The following is a 22,309-nucleotide window of genomic DNA, read 5'->3' as shown; positions in this document are numbered from 1 at the left end:
CGAATCCGGGGTCCACCGGACGACGCTGCAATTGTATAATAAAGAGGCAACCGAGACGGTCCAACTCCGCTATTGGCGGAGTTAAAACAGGCAAACCCATACAACACATTCGGGTAAACTGGAGGGGACTATAACCAGATAGTTAGAAAATAGGAAGCCTCATTAATTAATGACAGCTATTAAAACGGCATAATTTCGGTGATTACTTATATAGCTAAGTACTAATATGAAAAATATTATTAAGCGGTTCTCATACCCCCTGATACAAATCTGTTACGACAAATCTGCATGTAAACACCGTAAGGACGAGCCATCAGCATTAAAGCACCGGTCTGACCCAGACAGGCAGTAATAATCTGTTCCATTGTTGCACCTGTGGCAGCAACCAGAACAACATAAACCGGAATCTGGAAAGAGACAAACGCCACTATATCAAGAACAGTATCTCCAACTTTTCTTGATTTGAAGATATGGCTGTAACTCATTATCCAGTCACGATAGATTCCGTAAGGACGGGCAACCAGCATATTAACCGGAATACTCATCAAACGAGACTGCAGGGATTGTTCAATAGTCAACCCGGCCACCAGAATCTCAACCAGTAATCCAACAACCAATCCAAAACTGATCAGAGCAAATGTATCTGCCAGTGTTTCGCGTTTAATTGACATATCACTCCCCCTGAATGCAGACAATAGAAAACCTCTGACGTAAGTCACATCAGAAAAAGTCTGAAAAAATTAATAGATTGTCAGACACAGGCCGCTTGGTTTCGAGCGGTTAAGACACCTGTTTGACGCGGCATAATTTATACCTGACAAGAACAATTTACAACAGTGAAAAACTTTGTTTTATTATATAAAAACAAAATATATTTTGGTTAATAAATCATTTAACAAAATAATAAGCCAACCTGACCCATCAGAACAAAAAGTCTTACTAACGAAAAATTAACTTCTTAACCGAATTTCAAATTTCTGGTGAGTTTTTGATCAAGGCATACAGCGAGACTGGACCAGATAGCAAAAAACCCCACCTTTCAACGAAAGTGCAGGGTTTCAATTTCCTTTGGACTTGTGGAGTTCAGTGTCAGGCTGACTTAGCCAGGGGCAATAGAGGGAATTCTTTCAGTACCGAGTATTGAGTACCTTCAGCCGTGGTTTCGCTCTTCATCAATACCGCTTCATTAACCGTCATGCGGTAACTGGGCATATTGAAAAAATGGCTGTGAGTTACATGATGATGCTGCTTGAAACGAGCCAGTGTGACATGGGGTCGGAAGTTGCGCATTTCACGACGCATTCCGCACATAAGAGCGCCTTCTTCGCAAATTCGGGACAACGCATTCAACTGCTGGCCTGAATGTATATTCAAGGCCAGTGCCCGGGGTCTGTGTGCATCAGGGAAAAATTCGAAACACCCGGTCATACAGTCGAATCCGTGCACATTTGCCAGGGCATCTTCGATATAACTGGAAAACTGCTCAAGACTCTGTTCGCCACATTCACCCAGAAAGCGCAGTGTTATGTGCTGCTGCTGAGGCACCATCCAGCGAAGTTTGTGCTGAAGCACATCACCGGCGCGGTGGCGCGCTTTTTTGTGCAGTATCGCTGCAAGCTCCAGCGGAATCCTGACAGCGATGAATGCACGGATGTTTTTTTGATCTTTTGTTTTCATCAGACACTTCAATTATCACCGCTATTTGCCAGCATTATGCCTTGGTCCGGGTCAGATAGCGACGATAATCAGTTAAAATACGATTAAGGATTTGCTAGCCTGTCAGCTAATGCTTTCAGGGTTTGACGATTGGGCTTGAGACCGGTGGGTATCTGCTCAGCCGGGAGCAAGCGAATCATATCAGGAATCTTGAATCGGCTAATAATGCCTGCAAGCTTTTGTTTTGTAAATACCTCATTCAGAGAGCCCGACTCGGTTTGCACAAATGCAAAAGGCCTCTGCCCATAATCATCATCGCTTACAGACACCACAACCGCCATAATGATGTCGTCAATGCTGAGCAAGGCCTTTTCAATTTCCTCCGGATGGATGTTCTCCCCGCCAGAAATCAACATATTATCTATACGACCAATAACCATTATTTGATCACCGGAATACCGACCAATGTCGCCTGTGTGATACCAACCTCGCTCATCGACAATCGGAATAATTCTGCCGTCGTCAAAATAGCCCGCAGATAAGGTTTTGCCTCTGACCAGAATCTCTCCGGAAGCAACGATTTGCAGCTCCCGATAAGGTAGAGGCTCACCTGAGGTTACTCCCGAGCGGGTAAATTTCGGGGTTCCGGTACAAACCTGGGCACTCATCTCTGTCATACCATAAGTGGTTAGAATATTAATACCTTTCTCCTGAACCTGAGATACCAGTTCAGGAGACGCAAACCCTCCACCCAAAAGAATGTATTTCAGCTTACTGTTATCCAGCAGATCGGCTCCTCTTACCAACAGTCTGCGCAACTGGGTATTGACCAGAGATACATGGGTGATTCTGTATTCCAACAGCAATTGCTCTAATGACATTTTTTGCGTATCTATCACTATCTCGGCACCTGCGAGCAGGCAACGAACCACAATGCCAAAGCCGCCAACATGGAACAGTGGCAGAGACAACAGCCAGCCGTCATGCTCTGTCAGAGGCGTACAGGATTGAGAGCCTTTGGCACTGTAAACATGATTGGAGAAAGTATGACTGACGGCTTTGGGCACACCGGTAGTGCCTGACGTAGCAATCAGATCAAACAGAGCTTCTGGCTCGATGACCAAACGGGAATCCGCTGCTTCAGGCTGGTCAGAGAAGCTGGGCCATTCCAGGCCCGTTATTGCTCCAAACCCTTCATGAAGGGTCCACTGGGCACCGATCTTCTGGCAATACTGCCTCTTCTGCACGTCCGGCATTTGCGGATTGACCGGGCAAAAGACCCACCGGCCTCTCAGGCAGGCTATGATCATTATGACCGCATCCCATGCACAGGTTATCGGTACCAGAATCCGATCGTCTCTCCTGACACCCTGACTATAAAATGCATCAAGGAGTGTTTCTGCCTTTGCGTCCAGCTCAGCCCGGGATACAGGCTGACCATTCACTCTGGCAGCGACCCTTTGAGGATCTTTGAGTGTCCAGTCTCTCAGAGGGCAGAACGATAACTCCATACATTCTCCATGGCATTGAGTAAATCTAAAGACATTCGTCGACCGTACTCAGGCAACCGGCAAAATCCGGGGTTCTGAAAAGCAGAGAGCGTATCAAGGCCAGGACTTTCCATCGGGTCACACTGCAGACTGAGTTGCTCGATCAGAGTCAACCCCAAAGTACTTTCGAAGGATGAGCTGAAAACGACTCTGGCCTTTTTTTCCCTGGCCCAGTCAGCCAGAGTCAAACATCTGGACACACCACCCACCAGGGTTGGTTTTAATACGACAGCCCTGAGTCCGTCTTCAGCTCTGAGTCTATTCATTTCCGGCAGCATCGTGCCGAGTGCCGACTCCTGCAATGTTTCGTCCAGCGCGTACCCGACACCGGTTTTTTGGAATAATTGCGGAAATTCTTCATAATACTGTGTAGGTTCTTCGATGTAGCTGACTCTGCTGGCTGGCACCTGCCCGGCAAACTCTAAAGCCTCATCGAAAGACCACCGTTGATTGGCATCCAACCTCAGTTTTACATCGTCCGGAATCCGATCAAGAATTTGATTAACCGCATCCACATCCTGCCCAATGCTATTGCCCCCGACCTTTAACTTGAACTCATCGGGCCAGTTCCCGGACCAGTCATCCAGACGTTTGAGCGTCAATGCATCGGCTCCCATAAGCAAGGGTGATTCAGAGACCCTCTCTTGACTCCAATGCTCTTTGCCGAGACTGAACTGAATGCTCTCGATGGCAAAAGCAACCGACGGATATAGAAGACTCTGATCAATCACCCCCCGGGAACAATAGTATTCTGCCGCTTCTTTCAGCTGCTCCTGAGCTTCAAAGACAGTTTCCCGGCTAAAACCTGGTAGTGGCGAAGCTTCGCCGTAATGCACCTGCCCATTCTGATCGACCATCTCAAGAATGAGACCTTCACGGATTGTCAGTGTCATCGTTTTTAACGAAAGAGGCTTGCTCAGGGGTTGTCGATATCGATATAGGTTGCAGGACTGAAAGAGAGCAGATGTCATAATGTACTCAGATCACAAAAGTAGCTGCCTTATAATCGCTGCCATAGCTTCTGGCTGCTCCCGGTGGATATTATGGCCTGCTGCTTTGATCTCATGAACACTATGAACACACCCCATCTCAAGTAAACGGTGTGCGATGTTCTGAAATTTCAGGTCACGTTCGCCACAAAAATAATGTGACGCTTGTGAAGAGCGATTGAGTACCCCGCAGAAATCTGGCTGCCGGGACAGACTGAACGCTTCAAGCGCCCATGCCAGAGATGCCCCATTCGCGCCGACTTTGTCGGGAGATAAGCCTTCAATTTGATGACTTGAACAACGATGCTGCATCAGTCGTTCCCGCTCACGACTGTTCAGATCGGCAAAAACTGGCTGGTGATACCAGCGCTGCAGAACTTCATTGAGTGGATCATTGCGAAACTGTTCTGCCCAATCCTGATCATTCTTCCAGCGAGCCTGACGCTCAGCGTCGTCTTCCAAACCAGGATGGGACGACTCCAACAGCAGCCGGTCAATAGCCTCTCCTGCCTGAGCAAGGTGGCTCATGGCCAGTCGCCCGCCCAGTGAATAGCCCAACACACTGTAATGTTCGAGTCCCAATTGATAAAGCGTTCCCCGCAGCAGATCACTGAAGGCTTCAAAAGCATTATCCTGGCTGACTTTGACATCACGACTTTTGCCATGCCCGGGTAAATCAACGGCTATCAGATACAGATCAGTTTCCAGGTGTCTGGCGAACTCCTCCCAGTCCCCGGAGTCTCCGAGAAAACCATGCAACAAAACCAGCGGCACACCTTCACGGATACCCCAGGTTCGATAAGCAAGGTTGGTTGCGTTCATGACAACATCTCCAGCTGGCTCAGCGCCTGCTTTATCTGCTCAGCAGCCTGACCGGGTCGCGTCATCACTTCAATGACTGATGCACCCGGCTTTTGCCTCACTTGTTTCAGCAAAGCTGCCAGCGTCTCTCGACTGTCCGGCTGATGGTAGGGCAATCCAAACATTTCCGCGGCCTGACGGGCATTCAAGCCATGAGGGCTGACAAAATATTTCTGCGCGGCTTCGGGTCGATCCTCAACCGGCAACAGGTTGAAAATACCACCGCCATCATTATTGATGACCAACAGAGCAAAGGGTGAATTCAACTGCCTCAGTAATTGCAGGGAATTTAAATCGTGGAGAAATGATAGATCACCGACGACAGCCACCATAAATTTCTTTTCGCCCGCAGCACAACCTGCTGCCGTTGCCACCAATCCATCAATACCACTGGCACCACGGTTAGCATATACCTGCCCGGCCGGAGCAAGGGAGAACATATCCAATAGTCGAATGGGCAAACTGCTTCCAACAAAAAGACAGCTGTCGTCAGACAACAGTTTGGTCAGATACGCCCCCAGCCAACGTTCAGTCAATGACCCCGGGGCCGAGTCCAGCCTGGCTACCAGAGTATGAACCGATTGCGATAACTGTTCGATCTGACCTCCCCATAATGGATCAGAGCCCTGGGTATCAGAAAGTTCAGTCAACATACGACAGCAGTCTGCAACAGGCCCGACCAGTCGATAGGTCTGGCAGTGACCGGTATCCATTCGGCGAAATGCCTGGCCAACCATCCAGAAATGCTGCCAGTCACCGGAAGAAATGAACTTATCCAGTCTCTTTGAAACCAGATGAGCACCCACCTGAAGAATACGATCAGCCTGACTCAACAGCGCTTTTCCGGCTTTGCTGGCCAGAAGCAGATCAGGATGGGAAACAGCCAACGAATGGCCATAAAGCTGAGATTGAATGTCGGCCAGAAGAGGCCAGCCCAATGCCCGGGCCAACCCTGCAACCGTTTCGGCAGACTCTTGCTCATTAATACGGCCCGCTACGATCAAACCTTTGCCCGTCGAAAAATCTGACCAGGCAACAGGACTTTTGTTGAGTGATATATTCATCCCAGTGTCGTAGACAGTGTGAGGCGATCTGGCTGAGCACCAGAACGACAGTCGACTCAGATAACCTGAAAAATCATGGGCCTTGCCTTCCGGATACAAAGGCTCCCGAAACATGCAGTTGATATGCATGGGAAGCCCCTGCTGGCAGGAACGGGCAAAGGCCTGATCAATACTGGTTAATAGCCAGCTGGGGGGAATATTCTCATCAGGTGTTGGCAACTTAAGAACAGCTCCGGGATAACCGGCATAAATATCCTGCTGCTCAATGGCCTGATTGGCACCGCAGTCAATAAGCTCGGGAGGTCGATCAGCCGTGACTATAACCAGAGGAACACCAAACTGCCTGGCTTCTATGATGGCTGGATAAAGGTTTGCAACTGCTGTCCCGGAAGTTGTGATCACTGCAACGGGTTTCCGCGTACTTTTAGCCAGTCCCAGAGCAAAGAAACCCAAACCGCGTTCGTCAAAATGGACATGCTTTTCAAACTGACTGTATTCTGCTGCCACCAGCGTCAGTGGCGCAGAGCGGGAGCCTGGTGCAATACATACCTGCTCTACACCCAACCGGCTGAGCTCTTCCAGAATCAGTGCTGACCAGAGAAAATTCAGGCTAGGATGTCTGGTGGGAAAGGTCATTAGATCTTCCAATTTGGTTAGATGCATCCAGCACAGGGGCTTCAGGGTCCAGCAGTGACAGAAGGGTTCCGATCTTGCTATCCAGCTCGTGCCACTCATCCTGAGCATCTGAGCCATTGACTATCCCGGCACCTGAAAACACCCTGAGCCGTTTCTCTTCCAGCAAAGCACTGCGAATCGATACCGTGAACTCACTGCGCTTTTTACCGAGCACACCGCAAGCTCCGGCGTAGAGTCCTCTGCTGTAGACTTCACGTTCTTCAATGAAGTGTCTTGCCATCTCCCTGGGTTCACCACCCACCGCAGGCGTAGGATGCAAGAGAGAAAGAAGCTGACTGTCACTGACTTCGTCTTTGAGCACGCCCCTTATTACCTGCCTTAGATGCTGAATCGTTTTTAGTTTGACCACAGAATGACTGCGGTCAAATTCCAGATCACAGCAGATGGATTCCAGACGCCTGCGGATATCATCCAGCACGAGACGATTCTCATGAACGTTCTTAGAGTCATTGAGCAGACACAACTCAAGTTTGAAATCTTCATGGCGACTGCTGCCCCGCCGGGTCGTCCCTGCCAGGGCTTCAGTCTGAACAACGCGATCAACCCGGCGAAACAAACGCTCCGGAGAGCAACCAAAGAAAAGTGAACCCTGATCGGATTCAAAAGCAAAAACGTAAGATCTCGGGTTCGCCAATTGCCAGTGATAGAGCAGCATCCAGGGGTTCAGCTGACCTTCCAGAAGGCGCAATTGTGCCTCTCTGGAAAGCACCACTTTTTGCAAGGCTCCTGACTCAAAACCCTCAAGGGCATGCCCAATCAAAGAAGTCCAGTGTGCCTGATCGGGTATGAATTTCGGGTCTCCCAATAAATATTGAGTACCTACTTCTTCAAGTGCCCAGTTGACTTGCGCCAGATAGCCGAGGACCCTCTCAATACTGGTGCCCCATAACAGCTCATCATGCCCCGGCAGATGACAGGCCAAAGAACAGCCTTTTCGGGTCTGAACCACTTCGATCACCGGAAAAAAGAATTCGCCATACCCAAATTCAGGCCAGATCATCTTCTGACTGTCCGAAAAAGACAGGTATCCGAGGCAACGCGTTGTTTTATCCAACATTGCGTTCACCTGTTGAAAGCAAGTGTTCACCTCAGCCTGATCTTTGACTTTAAACCGCCAGGCTTTGCCAAGACCCGCTACCTTGTAGTCACTTTCGCGATCCTGCCAGTAGCTTTTTCCCGGTAGTGTCTGACCTGACAGCCAGTTGAATAAATTAATCATGGGAAGGGGCTGTTCTATCCGTACCAGAGTCTGCTCCGGTGCACCGGATAGCCGCAGCTGCCTCAGCCTCTCAGTCAGCTCTGCTACCTGACTTCGAACTTCTTCTATCAACACCCTACTCCCAGGCGCTAAGGCCAAATTCGGATGTTAATTGTACGTATCAGAATCAATCCCATCAGGATGGTATTTACCGAAGTATCATGCTCTCGTCATTCCCGCGAAGGCGGGTGTCGCAAAACCCTCTCCAGCGAGGGAACGAGTTGACTCCCGTCATTCCCGACTTCATTCTCGTCATTCCCGACTTCATTCTCGTCATTCCCGACTTCATTCTCGTCATTCCCGCGAAGGCGGGAATCCACACTGACTCACCACCAGAACCATCCTGCCCGGTGCCCCCCTGGCCTTGTCATCCCTGAGAAGGCGGAGTCCCACTGTTGGGGCTGGATTCCCGCTTTCGCGGGAATGACGACTTCCTTAACAACTCGTTCCCACGCTGGAGCATGGGAACCAGAGTTTTGCGACAGTCTCCTTCGCGGGAATGACGACCTCAGAGCATGGGAACGATCTGTTGGAGTTTTACGAGACCCTCACTCTGCGTGGGAATGCATACCTCCATCGAAAGCCTCAACAAAAGCATAACCAAAAGCCGAATGAAAATGATATTATAGAACCCGACATAAATACTCTGGAACTGGATCGAGTATGGCAACCAATGGCGAATCTGCCAAAAGATGGCTGGAAGAAAATCAAGATAAGGTTTCTGTTGAACGTATACGACAAATTCGAGATAACATCTCAAACAAACTACAGGATCTCGATGAATCCGACGAGGCCTATCCCGGTCTTCTGGAAGCTCTGGATGTGATGGATAATCATCTGCTTCAGCAAGAAGGTGACTCACCTGCACCAGAAAGTGAATCTGCCAGCCTGGACTTGGGCCCGCTGGTTCCTCAATCCGACCTTCAAACCCCTCAACTCAGCGCCCAAGAGAAAAAGTTGAAGTTTCAGCAGTTGCTGAAAACCGGGAAAGTTTAACGCTCAGACCTTCACAACCTCTGTTATCACAGCTGCCGAAGTTAAAAAACACCTTACACAAGACTGTGGCACCGCACTGATCTCTTTTGGTGCCACGCTGAAAGCCCTGGCATTTTTTCACTCAAACGCTCAGTATGAAACTTTCAGCCGCTTGCACTCCGCTACCACCAGATCATAACTCCAGACCCGATCTTTGGGAGCAGGTTCTTCATGTTCAATCAACTTGTGACACATCTGCATGGGGTTCAACCCTTTCTTCTTCAGTCGCTCCAGGGTTTGTTTCAACTCGGCATCATGAGGATCAATCTCATCACTCTGCTGATGACGCTTTTTGACAGCCACTTGCAATTGCTTCATGGCATCCTCCCACTGTGAACTCAGGATTTGTTAATGGAAAAAGACACCTCTTACTCTATACCCGATGGATCAATTCTGCGTACTGCAAAGCAGCAGTTAAGACAATGAAGGTTCTTCATCATCAACACGGGAAACAGAACGAGTCCTGCTCGCCACTTTTTCAAAACGATCTACCATATTCCTCGAGGGCTGACGCCCCTGAAAGCTGAACAAAATACAAGCCACCATAGAAATCACGAACCCTGGTATTATCTCATAAAGATCGAACAGGCCACCGGTTAACTGTTTCCATATCAGCACGGTGACAGCACCAGTAACGATGCCCGCCATGGCTCCCAGCCCGGTCATTCTTTTCCAGTAAAGCGACAGAAGCAGGGCCGGACCGAAAGCCGCCCCCAGGCCAGCCCAGGCATAAGACACCATTGCAAGAACACTGCTGTCGGGATTCATCGCCAACCAAGTGGCGATCACCGCAATGCCAACGACCGCCAGTCGACCCACCAGCAAAACTTCCCGGGCATTGGCGTCAACTTTGAAAAGATCCCGATAAAAGTCTTCAGCAAAAGCCGTAGAACAAACCAGCAACTGAGAATCGGCAGTGCTCATGATGGCCGCCAGAATGGCCGCCAGTAAGATGCCAGCAATCACCGGATGAAAAAGTGTATTCACCATCAACATAAAGATGGCTTCCGGATCATCCAGCTGAATACCGGATCGCTGGGTATAAACAATTCCCGCCAGACCTACCATTAAAGCGCCCAACATACAGATGCCGGTCCAGCTCACAGCAATTCTTCTGGCCAAAGGCAGCTGATCTGAAGATTGCACCGCCTTAAATCGGGCCAGGATATGAGGTTGACCAAAATAACCCAACCCCCAACCCAGTAAAGAAACAATGGTAATGAGTGAGAGCGCCTGACCTTCACTGGTAGTAAAAAGGTTCAGAAGCTCCGGATTCAGCGCACCGATTTCCACAAACACCTGATCCACCCCGCCACTGACCTCCAATGCTGCAATGGGCACAATCAGCAAAGCGGCTGCCATGAGCAAACCCTGAATCAGATCCGTCCAGCAAACCGCCAGAAAACCTCCAAACAGGGTGTAAGAGATCACCGACAACATTCCAATGACTACTGCCCATCCATAATCAATGCCAAAAACAGATTCAAAAAGCTTGCCCCCGGCCACCAGACCAGAGCTGGTATAAAACAGGAAGAAAACAAGGATGAAGGCTGCCGATACAGGTTGCAGAAACCCTTTACGATCTTCAAAACGACTGGCGAAATATTCTGGCAACGTCAGTGAGTCATCGGCAACTACGCTATATACTCTCAAGCGTCGGGCAACAATCAACCAGTTCAGCCAGGTCCCCCCCAACAAGCCTGCAGCCAGCCAAAACGCTTCCAGACCTGCGGCAAAAGCATAGCCCGGCAATCCCAGCAGCAACCAGCCACTCATATCCGACGCCCCAGCGCTGAGGGCGGCAGACCATGGACCCAGTGAACGCCCCCCAAGAAAATAATCTGCCGAACTGAGCGTTCTCTGCCAGGCGATGTAGCCGACCCCCAGCATCACGGTAAAATAAACCAGAAAGGTCAGGATTATCTGCAGGTTTCCTTCGGGCATAATTGATTCCATGATTGTTGTTGGTGCTTTTTTTTAATCAAGGTAGTTCATTTATGAATTTTCGGTAATATTCAGGCATTTTTTATAGTCAGATGAATTAATCGACTATTTTTCCCAACTCACCAACCTTAACCATCTACTTAACTCAGATTTCCTTTCGAATTAAGATTATCTGGCTATCCTTATCTCCCATATCCAGTCTTTATGAACTGCCGGCATCTTGATACTGGCTTCTGTCTGGAGCCAACTGTCCTGAGTTCAACCCATGGCAATGCACCCCATGATCCAACTTAAAGACTGCGACCGAGTATGGATTAACGTCAATCTGGCGACTTTTGATCCTGCCGTATCGGATCCTTATGGCTTGAAACACCATTGTGCCCTGGGTATTCACAGTGGAAAAATCGCACGCATCGAACCCATGTCCGAGGTTACCGCTACGCGGCTGCCCTATGACGTGATCGATGGTCATAATGGCTGGCTGACCCCCGGCCTCATTGACTGCCATACTCACCTGGTTTTCGGCGGCCATAGAGCACAGGAATTTGAACTGAGACTGAAAGGCGTGCCCTATGAACAGATTGCCGCCCAGGGCGGAGGTATTCTTGCCACTGCCAGGGCCACCCGGGTGCGCTCCAAAGAGCAACTGATCAAATCGGCCTTACCACGCATCAAGGCATTAACCACCGAAGGCGTGACACTGATCGAAATCAAATCAGGCTACGGCCTGAACCTGACGGATGAAATCAAGATGCTGGAAGTGGCCAAAGAGCTGCGCAATCGCCACTCCGTAAAAATTATCAATACTTTGCTGGTTGCCAATGCATTGCCTCCGGAGTATGCGGGCAGAACCGATGAATACGTTGACATGATCTGCCAAGAACTCATCCCGGAATTAGCTGAAAAAAAACTCGCAGAAGCCGTGGATGTAAATTGTGAAAATGTTGCCTTCACCATGACCCACAGAGCCAGAATTTTTCAGTCGGCAATAGACCACGGCCTACCGACAAAATGCCACACCGAACAGTTCAAAGAAAATGGGGGAGCTTCTCTGGCGGCACAAATGAATGCACTCTCCTGCGATCACCTGCAACATATCTCTGAGCAGGGTATTGTCGATATGGCCGAATCCGGATCTATTGCAGTGCTGCTTCCCGGGTCTTATTACTTTATGCGTTCTCAGACTGTTCCCCCGGTTGAACTGCTAAGGCAATATCAAGTCCCGATTGCTCTTGCCACAGATACCAACCCAGGGACCTCACCTCTTGCCTCAATAAGAATGATGATGAATATGGGTTGTATCTTTTTTGAACTCACACCCGCAGAAGCTCTGGCAGGGGTCACTGTTAATGCTGCTCGTGCTCTGGGTATTGCCGACCACTATGGCAGCCTCGAAGAAGGTAAAGTGGCAGACTTTTGTCTGTGGGATATTGATCATCCTAATGAACTGGCTTACCAGCTGGGGCACTGTCCTTTGCGGCAGCGGGTTGTTGATGGGGTGATTACTGATGTTAGTGACTGATGGACTCAAACAGGGAGAGTTCCCACTCACAATTTTGTGGAACTGAAGGAAGCCGAGCAGAAAGATTATGACCCTAGCAGCCTGTCGGACTTAAGACTGTCCTACTGCGGTTGCAATAAATTGGTCTAAAAATCCCTGTTTCTTCGTCAAATAGCTCGCTATTCTCCTCAGAAACAGAGATTTTTATCCTCAATTTCTTGCAATCCTCGCTACGGACGCTTAAGTCCGACAGGCTGCTAGTGAATAGCTATACCAACCAATAGATTCATTACTGAAAAATCTCACACTGAGTGTAAATCCACCTGCCAAAAAGACAACTATGTGCTGACCGTCTGGACTGTTCATCGGCTGACTCGATACGAATGCCCGGAAAGTAAGATTCTTGAGCCAAAAGAAAGCTTACGCCGTGGCTCGCCTACGTAAAGTCAGGAAAAATTTATCCCGGTCTGGATTGATGTCGATATTGCACGGGCAAAAAATCACTTTCTGGTTAACGCACTGTGGGTATCATATGCAATCCCGTTCAAACTAATACGAGAAAAGCTACTCGTAGAGCTCAAATTCGAACGACATCTGTCCGTAATTAAAATGACATCTGAATCAGGACTTGTTGGGAATATCACTGATATATCCCGATACTTTTCGGTAGTAGTCATCAGCGCTGACAGGGACAACCGGAGATTATACAGTTATTGCCTTTTAGCGAGACTTAGTTGCTATTGGCAAGATAGCATTTACCAGGGCATTAGAGATAAAAGACTGGGGACCTGTTTTAGCAAATTATGAGGTCAACTTGTAAAAAAAATCGACACCTTACATAAAAAGCTTTGCTAGACTGTTTCTCCAAGCCATTCAGTCGAAGAGCATCAAGTTGACCGTTCTATATCGTTAAGACTTATAGGGATTAGTGTTTTTATAATCCTGCATGCTTGAAAGTGAGCTTTGCTTACTCGGGCTGTGTTGTTTGTCTATTGCCAAAGAAAGACGTTTTTCTGCATTTTTGTGTTGTTTGTCGTTTATTGCCTCACTGTATGTGAGAGGGTGATGTCTTGCACCTAAAGATGATCAACTGAAAAATCCGGAAAAAAATTGGACGGGCGGTAGCCTTTCTTTTAAATTTATCAATCAATTAGTTCTTCGTGAAACAATGAACAGTTAATTATCAAATGAAAACAAGTATGTTGCAAGCCCTGCCTATAGCAAAAAGATCAAATCCATCATAACTTAATGCAAGCTAACTTGTATCCTATACACTTTTAACTTGTCGTTTGCCTTACCGGCTCTGAAAGATTTTTTTATTTCATAAATAAACTTAAATGCCTAATGTAATCCCGTGTTAATAATAACTACACCCTGCTAGAAAAGAGGTCGCATGTTCAAAAATGTTTGTTATGAAGTATCCGAAACTTACCGAAAAAAAAATCTGGTTATTAATCTCGCATGGGATGACATAAAAGTACGTTACGCAAGATCAGTAATAGGTCCTTTCTGGTTAGTAATGACCACAGCAATCAGTGCATTGGGTTTGGGTTATGTCTGGAGCATACTCTTCAATCAAGATAAAGCGACGTTTATTCCAGCGCTCTGTATAGGCTTGGTTATCTGGCAGTTTCTTTCGTCGTGTATATTGGAAACACCTAACTGTTTTATAGTAAACGCTCCAATAATCAGAAATACCATTAACCCGATATTGATATATCCTCTGGTGGCAATTATTAGAAATTTGATTATTCTGGCACATAACTTTCTGATTATATTTATTGTGTTTTATCTCTATCCACCGGAGCTGAATTATAACACCTTTCTGATCATTCCTGGCCTCATTTTGGTTATTGGCAACCTGATCTGGATCTCTATACTTCTCGGTTTTTTTGGCGCCAGGTATCGTGATCTCTCGCCAGCCATTACATCTATGATGACCATTCTTTTCTTTATAAGCCCGGTTATCTTCAAGCCAGATCAATTAGGTCTTAAAGCGATTGTTATGTGGTTAAATCCGTTTACTTATCTGATCAGTGCAATCCGTGATCCTCTTACCGGTCATGCGAGCCCATTATTTTCATATGTTGTGATGACAGGCACCTTACTAATCGGTTTTATAATTACGGCAATTATGATTGAAAGATACAGATACCGAATCCCATATTGGCTTTAGGAAGCATGAATGACCTATCTCAAGTTGGATAATGTTTCACTGGAATACCCCCTTTACAATACAGAAAACACTTCAATCAAACATCACCTGCTGCATATGGCTACAGGTGGCAGGATAGCTGTTGACTCACAAAAAAAAACAGTGGTCAAGGCGCTATCGAATATCAGTATGGACATTAAGAGTGGTGATCGCATTGGCATTGTTGGTCATAACGGAGCGGGGAAATCAACATTACTTCGATGTATCACCGGAATTTATCAGCCAACCTCCGGTACTATAGAACGACAAGGAACAGTTGCTGCCTTGATGGAGATTGGAGCAGGTATGGAGCCTGAACTTTCGGGCTATAACAATATCAAACGTCTGCTGCAGCTTCAGGATGTCTCGGATGACCACGCCCAGTCACTGACTGAAAGCATTGCTGAATTTACAGAGCTTCAGGATTTTTTGTCATTGCCCGTTCGAACCTATTCTTCAGGAATGTTGATGCGACTAATGTTTTCAGTATCGACTGTGAGTGCACCAGATATTTTAGTGATGGATGAATTTTTTAGTGTGGGGGATGATAACTTTAGGAAGAAAGCAGAACTAAGACTAACTGAGCATATTAACAATTCTGCTATTTTAATCTTTGCGTCTCACAATATGGAATTATTAAAAAAATTTTGTAATAGTTTTATCAGGCTTGACTGCGGAGTTATAGATACTTCTTATTTATGCTAAAACTTGGAGTCGTTTCATCATTCGATATAATGTGTGGGAATGCAACCTATGCCAGAGCCATAGTTGATGGAATTAGTAAATTCTATGATGTAGTGCCCATAGAAATACCTGTAAGTTTGCAAAAAAAACATAACTCAAAAACCATAAAGAAAGTGTTTGATAAATTAGAGCTACTGGATGCTGCCAATCTCCAGCTTGAACTGAGTCTTTTTGGTCCAACTCCAAAATCAGCCACAGTCCTTATCAAAAAATTAATATCATCAAATAAAATAAAATCAATTACGATGCATCGAGTAGAAGAAGAAATGCCAAGCATTATCAAGACGTTGTATCAAAGCTATAAAATAAATGGTTTTAAAAATTTATTTAACAACATATTAATGAGCTATGTACAAAAAAAAATCTATAAAAGCTACAAGAAAATAATAACTACTGCTTATGAAAAAAATGTAGTATTTATTGTCCATACAAAAAGGGAAAAGATGAGAATAATCAGAATACATAGTAAAGCTAGAGTGGTTGTGCACCCGATTTTATGGCCAGAAGATATAAAAACCAAAAAAAATATCAAACTTGACGACAGGTTTAATAACAATAACAAGGTGATAGGCGTTTTTGGTTTTATTTCACACTACAAAAATTTTCTGCAAGTGGTAAGGGTTGCTAAAAATGAGAATTATAATTTGGTGATGGCCGGATCAACTCACCCAACAAATCAAAGCTATGGAAAATTAAATGATAAAAACAATGCAGCGTTATTAGTGTCAAATGAATTATATAATGGAGATAATCGCTACAAAAGTTATTACATTTGTACCGCACCCGATGATGATATATTTTTAGCATTAATAGAAAATGTTGACTTAGTCGTTATTCCCTATTTGGAAACAGGCCAGTCAGGAAGTGGGATCGCAAGCCTTGCTATTCAATATGGGAAAAAGGTTATATTTTCAGATACAGCTCTAGTTGCGGAGTTGAGCTGCTTTTTAAATAAAAAACCACTATTGTTTGATGTTAATTCTGATGCCAGTATGGCATCTGCCATAAAGGATGCATTGCAATTTCAAAATGAACATGAGATCAAATTTGAAGGTTACAGTTTCTCTACTAACATCAAAACCTATATTAATTCTCTCAGTACAAATGAGGTAGCCATATGACCAGAGTGTTAATCACTGGTGTGACTGGTATGGTTGGTTCTCATCTGCTTGATTATTTAATTGATCAAACAGACTGGACAATATACGGCATGTTACGTTGGAGGTCTTCGTTAGATAATATAAGTCATCATGTAAGACGCATTAATAGTGGTGATCGTATAAATCTGGTATACGCAGACCTCCGGGACAGCATGTCCATAGATCATGCGGTTCAAAGTGCACTACCGGACTACGTATTTCATTTGGCTGCTCAGAGTTATCCAAAAACTTCATTTGATAGCCCATTAGAAACAATGGACACCAATATTCAAGGTACTGAAAGATTGCTGGGTGCGCTGAGAAGACACTGTAAAGAAGCTATCATTCATGTTTGCTCAAGTTCAGAAGTATTTGGGCGTGTGTCGAGTGATAAACTACCTATCAATGAAGAGTGTACGTTTCACCCTGCATCCCCCTACGCTATTTCGAAAGTTGGTACCGATCTCATTGGACGTTATTATGCTGAAGCTTATGGAATGTGCGTGATGACAACCCGAATGTTTACGCATACCGGTCCGAGAAGAGGTGACGTCTTTGCCGAGAGCAGCTTTGCCAAACAAATAGCAATGATTGAAGCCGGTTTGATTGAACCGGTTGTAAAAACTGGAAATTTGGACTCACTAAGAACATGGGCAGATGTAAGAGATGCTGTTCGTGCTTACTACATGATGCTGACCATAAAACCAACACCAGGTGAATATTATAATATCGGTGGAGATTTTACACTTTCAGTAAGAGATATGCTTACAAAGCTTATTGAACTATCGAAGTATTCATCCATTGAAGTGAAAACAGACCCAGAAAGATTAAGACCAATTGATGCAGACCTACAAGTTCCTGACATTAATAAATTCAGAAATCATACTGGATGGCAGCCAACAATAAAATTTGAAAAAACAATGGTAGACTTACTTAACTATTGGCGAGACCAGGTCAAGCTTAAAAAAGACTTCTTAACAAGGTGAAAAAATTGAAGCATATATTGGTGCTAACATCTATACATGGTGAACAGCCTGCTTTAGATGAAATTCGTACTGGTGTTGAAAAGAATAATTGGCAATGTGTTATAGCAGGTGACACGATATCGAAGCCAATACAGGGTAGTGATTCATTACTCTTTTACTCTATCATTGATCAGCTATCCAGTAACTTCTCTTATGCAAAGCTTGCCCCAACTAGAAATTATTGTAGAAAGAATCTCGCTTACCTCAAAGCAATGGAAATGGGGGCAGATGTTATCGTTGAAACTGATGATGATAACATACCTTACCACGAGTTCTTTCTGGAGCGTGAACATACATTTGATGTTAAAACGGTTAATACTAATGGATTTATTAATATCTATAGATATTTCACCGAGGATAAGAAGATATGGCCAAGAGGATTTAGTTTAGAAGATTTAAAGAATGATCTATCGCCTTATGAGGTACTCCCAGTTGAAAAAAAATATTGCCCAATACAAAGCGGTTTAGTAGACGGTGAGCCTGATGTAGATGCTATCTTCAGACTAATTTTTGACCTTCCATTTAAGTTTGAACATAAGCAAAGAAAGATAGCACTTGAAAAGAATTCTTGGTGTTCATTCAATACACAGAACACAACTTTCTTTAAAGAATATTTTCCATTAATGTATCAGCCTGCAACACCAATGTTTAGGGAGGCAGATATAATAAGATCACTTGTTATTCAAAGAATTCTTTGGGAAAACGGCTTATCAATTCTTTACCATTCTCCAAACTTATATCAAAAAAGAAACCCTCATAACTTGATCAATGATATGAGGGAGGAGGTGAGAATATATAGCTTTGTTAAGGATATGACAGATACTCTAAAAAATATTAAATTACAATCAGGCTGTAACAACTTCCATTACAACATGATTTTATGTTATGAAAGCCTTATATCTTACGGGGTTGTAACGAAGGAAGAATTAGAACTTGTTAACTCTTGGTTTGATGACTTAATGCTAACAAATTAAGATATAACGGAAAGGTAATATGAGTTCTTCTGGCTGCATGAAATACACTATAGGTATGTTAATTCAATATGAAAAACAATATCTACTTGGCAATATAACGTTCCCTGAAGTGCAAAACTATTTTGAATATAGAAAATATTGTGACATCAAAAAAGATATTGATATCAGAATAGTTACTAAGCATGGTGAGGTTTTGTCTACAGACTTGAAAGAAGTAATTGGTCATTATAAAAAGTACAATTTTGATTTTATATTATTTTTAGAACAATACCCTATTTTTGATACATACATAGTCTCTTTAAATTGGCTTCCTCAAAGATTTTTAACAGGGGAATTATTTAGAACAATTTCGGATCAATATATACACGGCTCTTCAATAACTAAATTAATTAAAAATATAGACATTTATGGAAAGTTTTATTTTCCTAATAAACAGCACAGAAAACTAATTAGAACTGCATCAAGCTTTTATACGTTCAACCCTAACGTTCAGTGTTTAACACCCAAAATAGTCTCCTTAGCTTCGCCTAAAATATTTTATCTTGCTGCTTCAGACCCATTGATCAGGCATAAGGATTTAATTTATTATCTGGACAGAAATTATGAGTGCGCATTCTTTGGTCCGAAAGAGAAATGGATAGGAATAAATAATTATAAAGGTAAAATATCTCATTCTATGATATATGAAACTATAAATAGAATGGGCATTGTGCTAGCAATACACAACCCCATCCATTGCGCGTATTCTTTTTACACGAATAGAATTTTTGAAGCAATCATTGGAGGTGCAGTTGTTATTACAGATGAGTTTGATAACATCAAAGAGATATTTGGAGATAGTCTCTTCTACATAAATAATGATAATAATATCCATACCGCATTAGAAATAATAAAAATTGCTGAACACATTAGAAAAAACCCACAAATAATGAGAAATAAAATATTAGAATCCCAGAGAATTTTTCACGAAGTTTTCCTAAAAAAAGATTGGATTATTGACGCATGTGAAAATATTTTGAGAGAAAAAAATGAATATATAAAAACCATTACTGAAAGTAAAAAAAATATTGATGTGCTTTACATATGTAAAGAATCAAGCACTAGCTATTATAACATTAAGTCTGTTGTTGACCAAATCAAAAATCAATATTTTAAAAATTTAATTTTGATTATTTGTTGTACTATTGATACTGAGAATAAAATCATAGAACTGAATAAAAAAAACAACTGTCTAGATGGAGTTAATTTTAAATTCAGCACAGTAAAAGCCATTAATGACATAGACATAAATCATACTGGTCATTTATTTGTAGAGTCATTAAGGAATATTGAATCAGAATATTTTACTGTTATAGACTTTTGTACCAAATGGCATAAAGATCACCTAGGAAGATTAATATGGGAAATGGAAAACTCAGAAAAAGATGTTTTGTGTGCATACTCAGAATGTTACATCAGTGATAGAAATTACTCGGACAGTTCGTTGGGTGTTAACCACAGCTTACCAATCACTCTATCTGATATTTTCTCAATTGTTGATAATAGCAACTTTATCAATACAGCCACTGAGAAAGAATTAACTTACTTTGAAAGAAACATTGAGATTAAATTCTTAAAAGGATGCCAGCTGTTTCATTACAATACAATAGAACTAATTAGAAAAGAGCCTAACACTGATCACTTCAAATACGTTGATTCATATGAGCATATCTTGATTTTATACCTAATAATAATTAACACTTCGATAGATAAATTATTATTCGTTCGATATACGACATGTGGAAAAGTAATACCCTCTTGGGCTAAAAAAGAATTAACAAATAAAATTAGAAGTTCACTAAATCCAGAGCCATATATAAGATCAGTATATTCTGGAACATTCAATTGTAATGCTTGTGGTATTTATGAAAGGGTTCTGGACGATAATAGGTTTTGGGAGTTATATTCTAAGCACAATACTAATTTTAATAACCCCCCTATTTCAAATAATATTTATTATGCACTACAAAGAAAGTCGATACTTAGCTTAATAAAACTAGGATTGACTTATATCACTAAAAGGCTAATTCGTCGCATTATTCAATGATACGAAATTCAGGTAGTAATTTGATCAAGAAGAATGTATTGATATGTGGTGAGTTCTCATATACTCCACTAGGCAGACACACTCTAGCATTCATTGAAACATTAAAAGATTTTGAAAATATAGAAATATATTTAAATGTTGTAGTGAGTTCAGATTCGGAAAAACTATTAAAAAAACTGCTACATAATCGTAGTTGTAAAATCCAAAAAATCAGTGCAATAAAAAAAATTCATTTTGCTATCTATACACATCTAATTCCAGACTTTAATGATTCAAACTACTATCACTCCCTAAAATTCGAAAAAATCAAAGCAGTTGTTAATATAGTTTACTGTGTTTTTGACGGAACTGTTCCTCCACTACACTGGATATCCTTTGTAAATGATAATTTTGATTTATGTGTAACACCTTCTAAGTTTATAGCTAACACACTAACCAAATATGGTCTAAGTATTTGTTGCTTCAGCCTTCATTGCCCTATCATTAACGACGATTATCTGCAACATTACCCAGAGTTAGATCACAACAAAAAATTTAGATTCGGCTTCATTGGCACCATTGACTTTAAAAAAAACCTACCATTGCTAATATCTTCTTTTTCTAATGAGTTTTTGCAGCATGAAAACATAGAGCTTTACATTCACATTACAGGAACACCTGACATTATCATGAAAGATGATATTCAATCATCTTTAGAAATAGCACTACATAAAAATAGAAATATAATTGTAACCTATGGGCACGTTTCACAAAAGAAAATTGAAGAAACTTTTGTTTCATTTGATGCATACGTTTTTCCCCAAAAAATCACCGGTTACTTTACGACTATTGCAGAAGCTCTTAGCATAGGTATTCCTGTTATCACATCTTATATACCACCGCTAATTGAGATAACAGATTACATAGAATCAGAAAACAATGTTTTTTGGTTGAAAAGTAATAAGTTTGCTCCAGCTTTCGCAAATTTTTCGAATTATATGTTACTAGGCGCTTGCTTCGAGTGTTCGCAAACTGATCTACAAACTAAAATGAGAGAACTATATTCAAACAGAGTATATTTATTCAACAAAGATTTAATAGCACAAAGAAAAGAAGCTGGAAAAAAACTTTCAGCTGATAAGCTAAAAGATAAGTGGCGGGCACTAATTATTCCTGACATTTTTCAAATCTCAGATGAAGGACATGGCATTGTCGATGGCACTCTCTGCATCAATAGTCACTTGCATTTAAAATACCAACAGATTTATTCAAAAAACGAAGTACCGACGACAAACAAACAATCATCAGACGACACACAAAATAAAAAACCTTACTGGTATGAAGACCTACCTGAGTATCAGGTTATTGAAGAGTTTTCTAGATATCATCAGCATCTTGTGCGATCACTTATAACTAATAAAAGAATGCACATAGCTCCAGAGTATTCAAAGCAAAGGAATCTATTATTTCACTTAAATAGAACATTTTCATTAGCATACGAAATACTCACATCCAAAAGTGAGATAAAAAAGACAGTTAAAACAATCATTCTAAAAATCAATAATATTTTTTAACAGCTCTATTGTCATTATTTTTATTAGATTAACTGAGGCA

At 42.9% G+C, this 22,309-nt stretch carries 19 protein-coding genes; 10 read left to right on the top strand and 9 right to left on the bottom strand.

Features of this window, described 5'->3' with window-relative positions:
- Positions 1-239 precede the first annotated feature (239 nt).
- The 7 genes from alaE to ACO6VG_RS14950 form a co-directional block, all read right to left on the bottom strand.
- Entirely contained in the window at positions 240-671 is a 432-nt protein-coding gene (gene alaE / locus ACO6VG_RS14980; RefSeq protein WP_422133053.1) for an L-alanine exporter AlaE, read from the bottom strand.
- Positions 672-1,089: 418 nt separating this feature from the next.
- Positions 1,090-1,677 (bottom strand): RNA 2',3'-cyclic phosphodiesterase, encoded by a 588-nt coding sequence (thpR, locus tag ACO6VG_RS14975; RefSeq protein WP_422133052.1) that lies wholly within the window; start codon positions 1,675-1,677, stop codon positions 1,090-1,092.
- A gap of 83 nt (positions 1,678-1,760) precedes the next feature.
- The gene (gene menE / locus ACO6VG_RS14970) at positions 1,761-3,167 is read right to left on the bottom strand and encodes an o-succinylbenzoate--CoA ligase (protein WP_422474507.1); all 1,407 of its coding nucleotides are present in this window, start codon (positions 3,165-3,167) and stop codon (positions 1,761-1,763) included.
- Positions 3,143-4,177: an o-succinylbenzoate synthase gene (menC, locus tag ACO6VG_RS14965; protein ID WP_422474505.1), complete on the bottom strand. Its 1,035-nt coding sequence runs from the start codon at positions 4,175-4,177 to the stop codon at positions 3,143-3,145. The genes menE and menC overlap by 25 nt, the downstream gene beginning before the upstream one ends.
- A gap of 12 nt (positions 4,178-4,189) precedes the next feature.
- Entirely contained in the window at positions 4,190-5,017 is an 828-nt protein-coding gene (gene menH / locus ACO6VG_RS14960) for a 2-succinyl-6-hydroxy-2,4-cyclohexadiene-1-carboxylate synthase (RefSeq protein WP_422474503.1), read from the bottom strand.
- Positions 5,014-6,756 (bottom strand): 2-succinyl-5-enolpyruvyl-6-hydroxy-3-cyclohexene-1-carboxylic-acid synthase, encoded by a 1,743-nt coding sequence (menD, locus tag ACO6VG_RS14955; protein WP_422474501.1) that lies wholly within the window; start codon positions 6,754-6,756, stop codon positions 5,014-5,016. The genes menH and menD overlap by 4 nt, the downstream gene beginning before the upstream one ends.
- Entirely contained in the window at positions 6,731-8,146 is a 1,416-nt protein-coding gene (locus ACO6VG_RS14950) for an isochorismate synthase (protein WP_422474499.1), read from the bottom strand. The genes menD and ACO6VG_RS14950 overlap by 26 nt, the downstream gene beginning before the upstream one ends.
- A 149-nt stretch (positions 8,147-8,295) precedes the next feature.
- Between ACO6VG_RS14950 and ACO6VG_RS14945 the strand changes: the two genes are divergently transcribed.
- Positions 8,296-8,451: a hypothetical protein gene (locus ACO6VG_RS14945; protein WP_422442269.1), complete on the top strand. Its 156-nt coding sequence runs from the start codon at positions 8,296-8,298 to the stop codon at positions 8,449-8,451.
- A gap of 286 nt (positions 8,452-8,737) precedes the next feature.
- On the top strand, positions 8,738-9,070 hold the full coding sequence (locus ACO6VG_RS14940) for a hypothetical protein (RefSeq protein ID WP_422409404.1): 333 nt from the start codon (positions 8,738-8,740) through the stop codon (positions 9,068-9,070).
- A gap of 129 nt (positions 9,071-9,199) precedes the next feature.
- Here the strand turns inward: ACO6VG_RS14940 and ACO6VG_RS14935 are convergent, their stop codons facing one another.
- Complete coding sequence (locus ACO6VG_RS14935) at positions 9,200-9,427, bottom strand: hypothetical protein (RefSeq protein ID WP_422137503.1); 228 nt, start codon at positions 9,425-9,427, stop codon at positions 9,200-9,202.
- A gap of 96 nt (positions 9,428-9,523) precedes the next feature.
- On the bottom strand, positions 9,524-11,053 hold the full coding sequence (putP, locus tag ACO6VG_RS14930) for a sodium/proline symporter PutP (RefSeq protein WP_422474497.1): 1,530 nt from the start codon (positions 11,051-11,053) through the stop codon (positions 9,524-9,526).
- A 280-nt stretch (positions 11,054-11,333) separates the two neighbouring features.
- Between putP and hutI the strand changes: the two genes are divergently transcribed.
- The 8 genes from hutI (at position 11,334) to ACO6VG_RS14890 (ending at position 22,269) form a co-directional block, all read left to right on the top strand.
- Complete coding sequence (hutI, locus tag ACO6VG_RS14925) at positions 11,334-12,575, top strand: imidazolonepropionase (protein ID WP_422474494.1); 1,242 nt, start codon at positions 11,334-11,336, stop codon at positions 12,573-12,575.
- 1,372 nt (positions 12,576-13,947) lie between these two features.
- Complete coding sequence (locus tag ACO6VG_RS14920; protein WP_422474492.1) at positions 13,948-14,730, top strand: ABC transporter permease; 783 nt, start codon at positions 13,948-13,950, stop codon at positions 14,728-14,730.
- Between the two features lie 9 nt (positions 14,731-14,739).
- Positions 14,740-15,453 carry an ABC transporter ATP-binding protein gene (locus tag ACO6VG_RS14915; protein WP_422474490.1) on the top strand — a complete coding sequence of 238 codons (714 nt, stop codon included), beginning with the start codon at positions 14,740-14,742 and terminating at the stop codon, positions 15,451-15,453.
- Positions 15,447-16,613, top strand: a complete 1,167-nt coding sequence (locus ACO6VG_RS14910; RefSeq protein ID WP_422474488.1) for a hypothetical protein — start codon at positions 15,447-15,449, stop codon at positions 16,611-16,613. The genes ACO6VG_RS14915 and ACO6VG_RS14910 overlap by 7 nt, the downstream gene beginning before the upstream one ends.
- On the top strand, positions 16,610-17,617 hold the full coding sequence (locus tag ACO6VG_RS14905; protein WP_422474487.1) for a GDP-mannose 4,6-dehydratase: 1,008 nt from the start codon (positions 16,610-16,612) through the stop codon (positions 17,615-17,617). The genes ACO6VG_RS14910 and ACO6VG_RS14905 overlap by 4 nt, the downstream gene beginning before the upstream one ends.
- Before the next feature lie 5 nt (positions 17,618-17,622).
- The gene (locus tag ACO6VG_RS14900) at positions 17,623-18,630 is read left to right on the top strand and encodes an STELLO glycosyltransferase family protein (RefSeq protein WP_422474485.1); all 1,008 of its coding nucleotides are present in this window, start codon (positions 17,623-17,625) and stop codon (positions 18,628-18,630) included.
- Positions 18,631-18,649: 19 nt separating this feature from the next.
- Positions 18,650-20,716: a glycosyltransferase family protein gene (locus ACO6VG_RS14895; RefSeq protein ID WP_422474483.1), complete on the top strand. Its 2,067-nt coding sequence runs from the start codon at positions 18,650-18,652 to the stop codon at positions 20,714-20,716.
- Between the two features lie 20 nt (positions 20,717-20,736).
- Positions 20,737-22,269 (top strand): glycosyltransferase, encoded by a 1,533-nt coding sequence (locus ACO6VG_RS14890; protein WP_422474481.1) that lies wholly within the window; start codon positions 20,737-20,739, stop codon positions 22,267-22,269.
- Positions 22,270-22,309 lie beyond the last annotated feature (40 nt).

The sequence above is a fragment of the Endozoicomonas sp. ALB032 genome (genome assembly GCF_049310125.1).
Classification (GTDB): domain Bacteria; phylum Pseudomonadota; class Gammaproteobacteria; order Pseudomonadales; family Endozoicomonadaceae; genus Endozoicomonas_A.
This window is presented reverse-complemented; position numbering and strand designations above follow the sequence as displayed.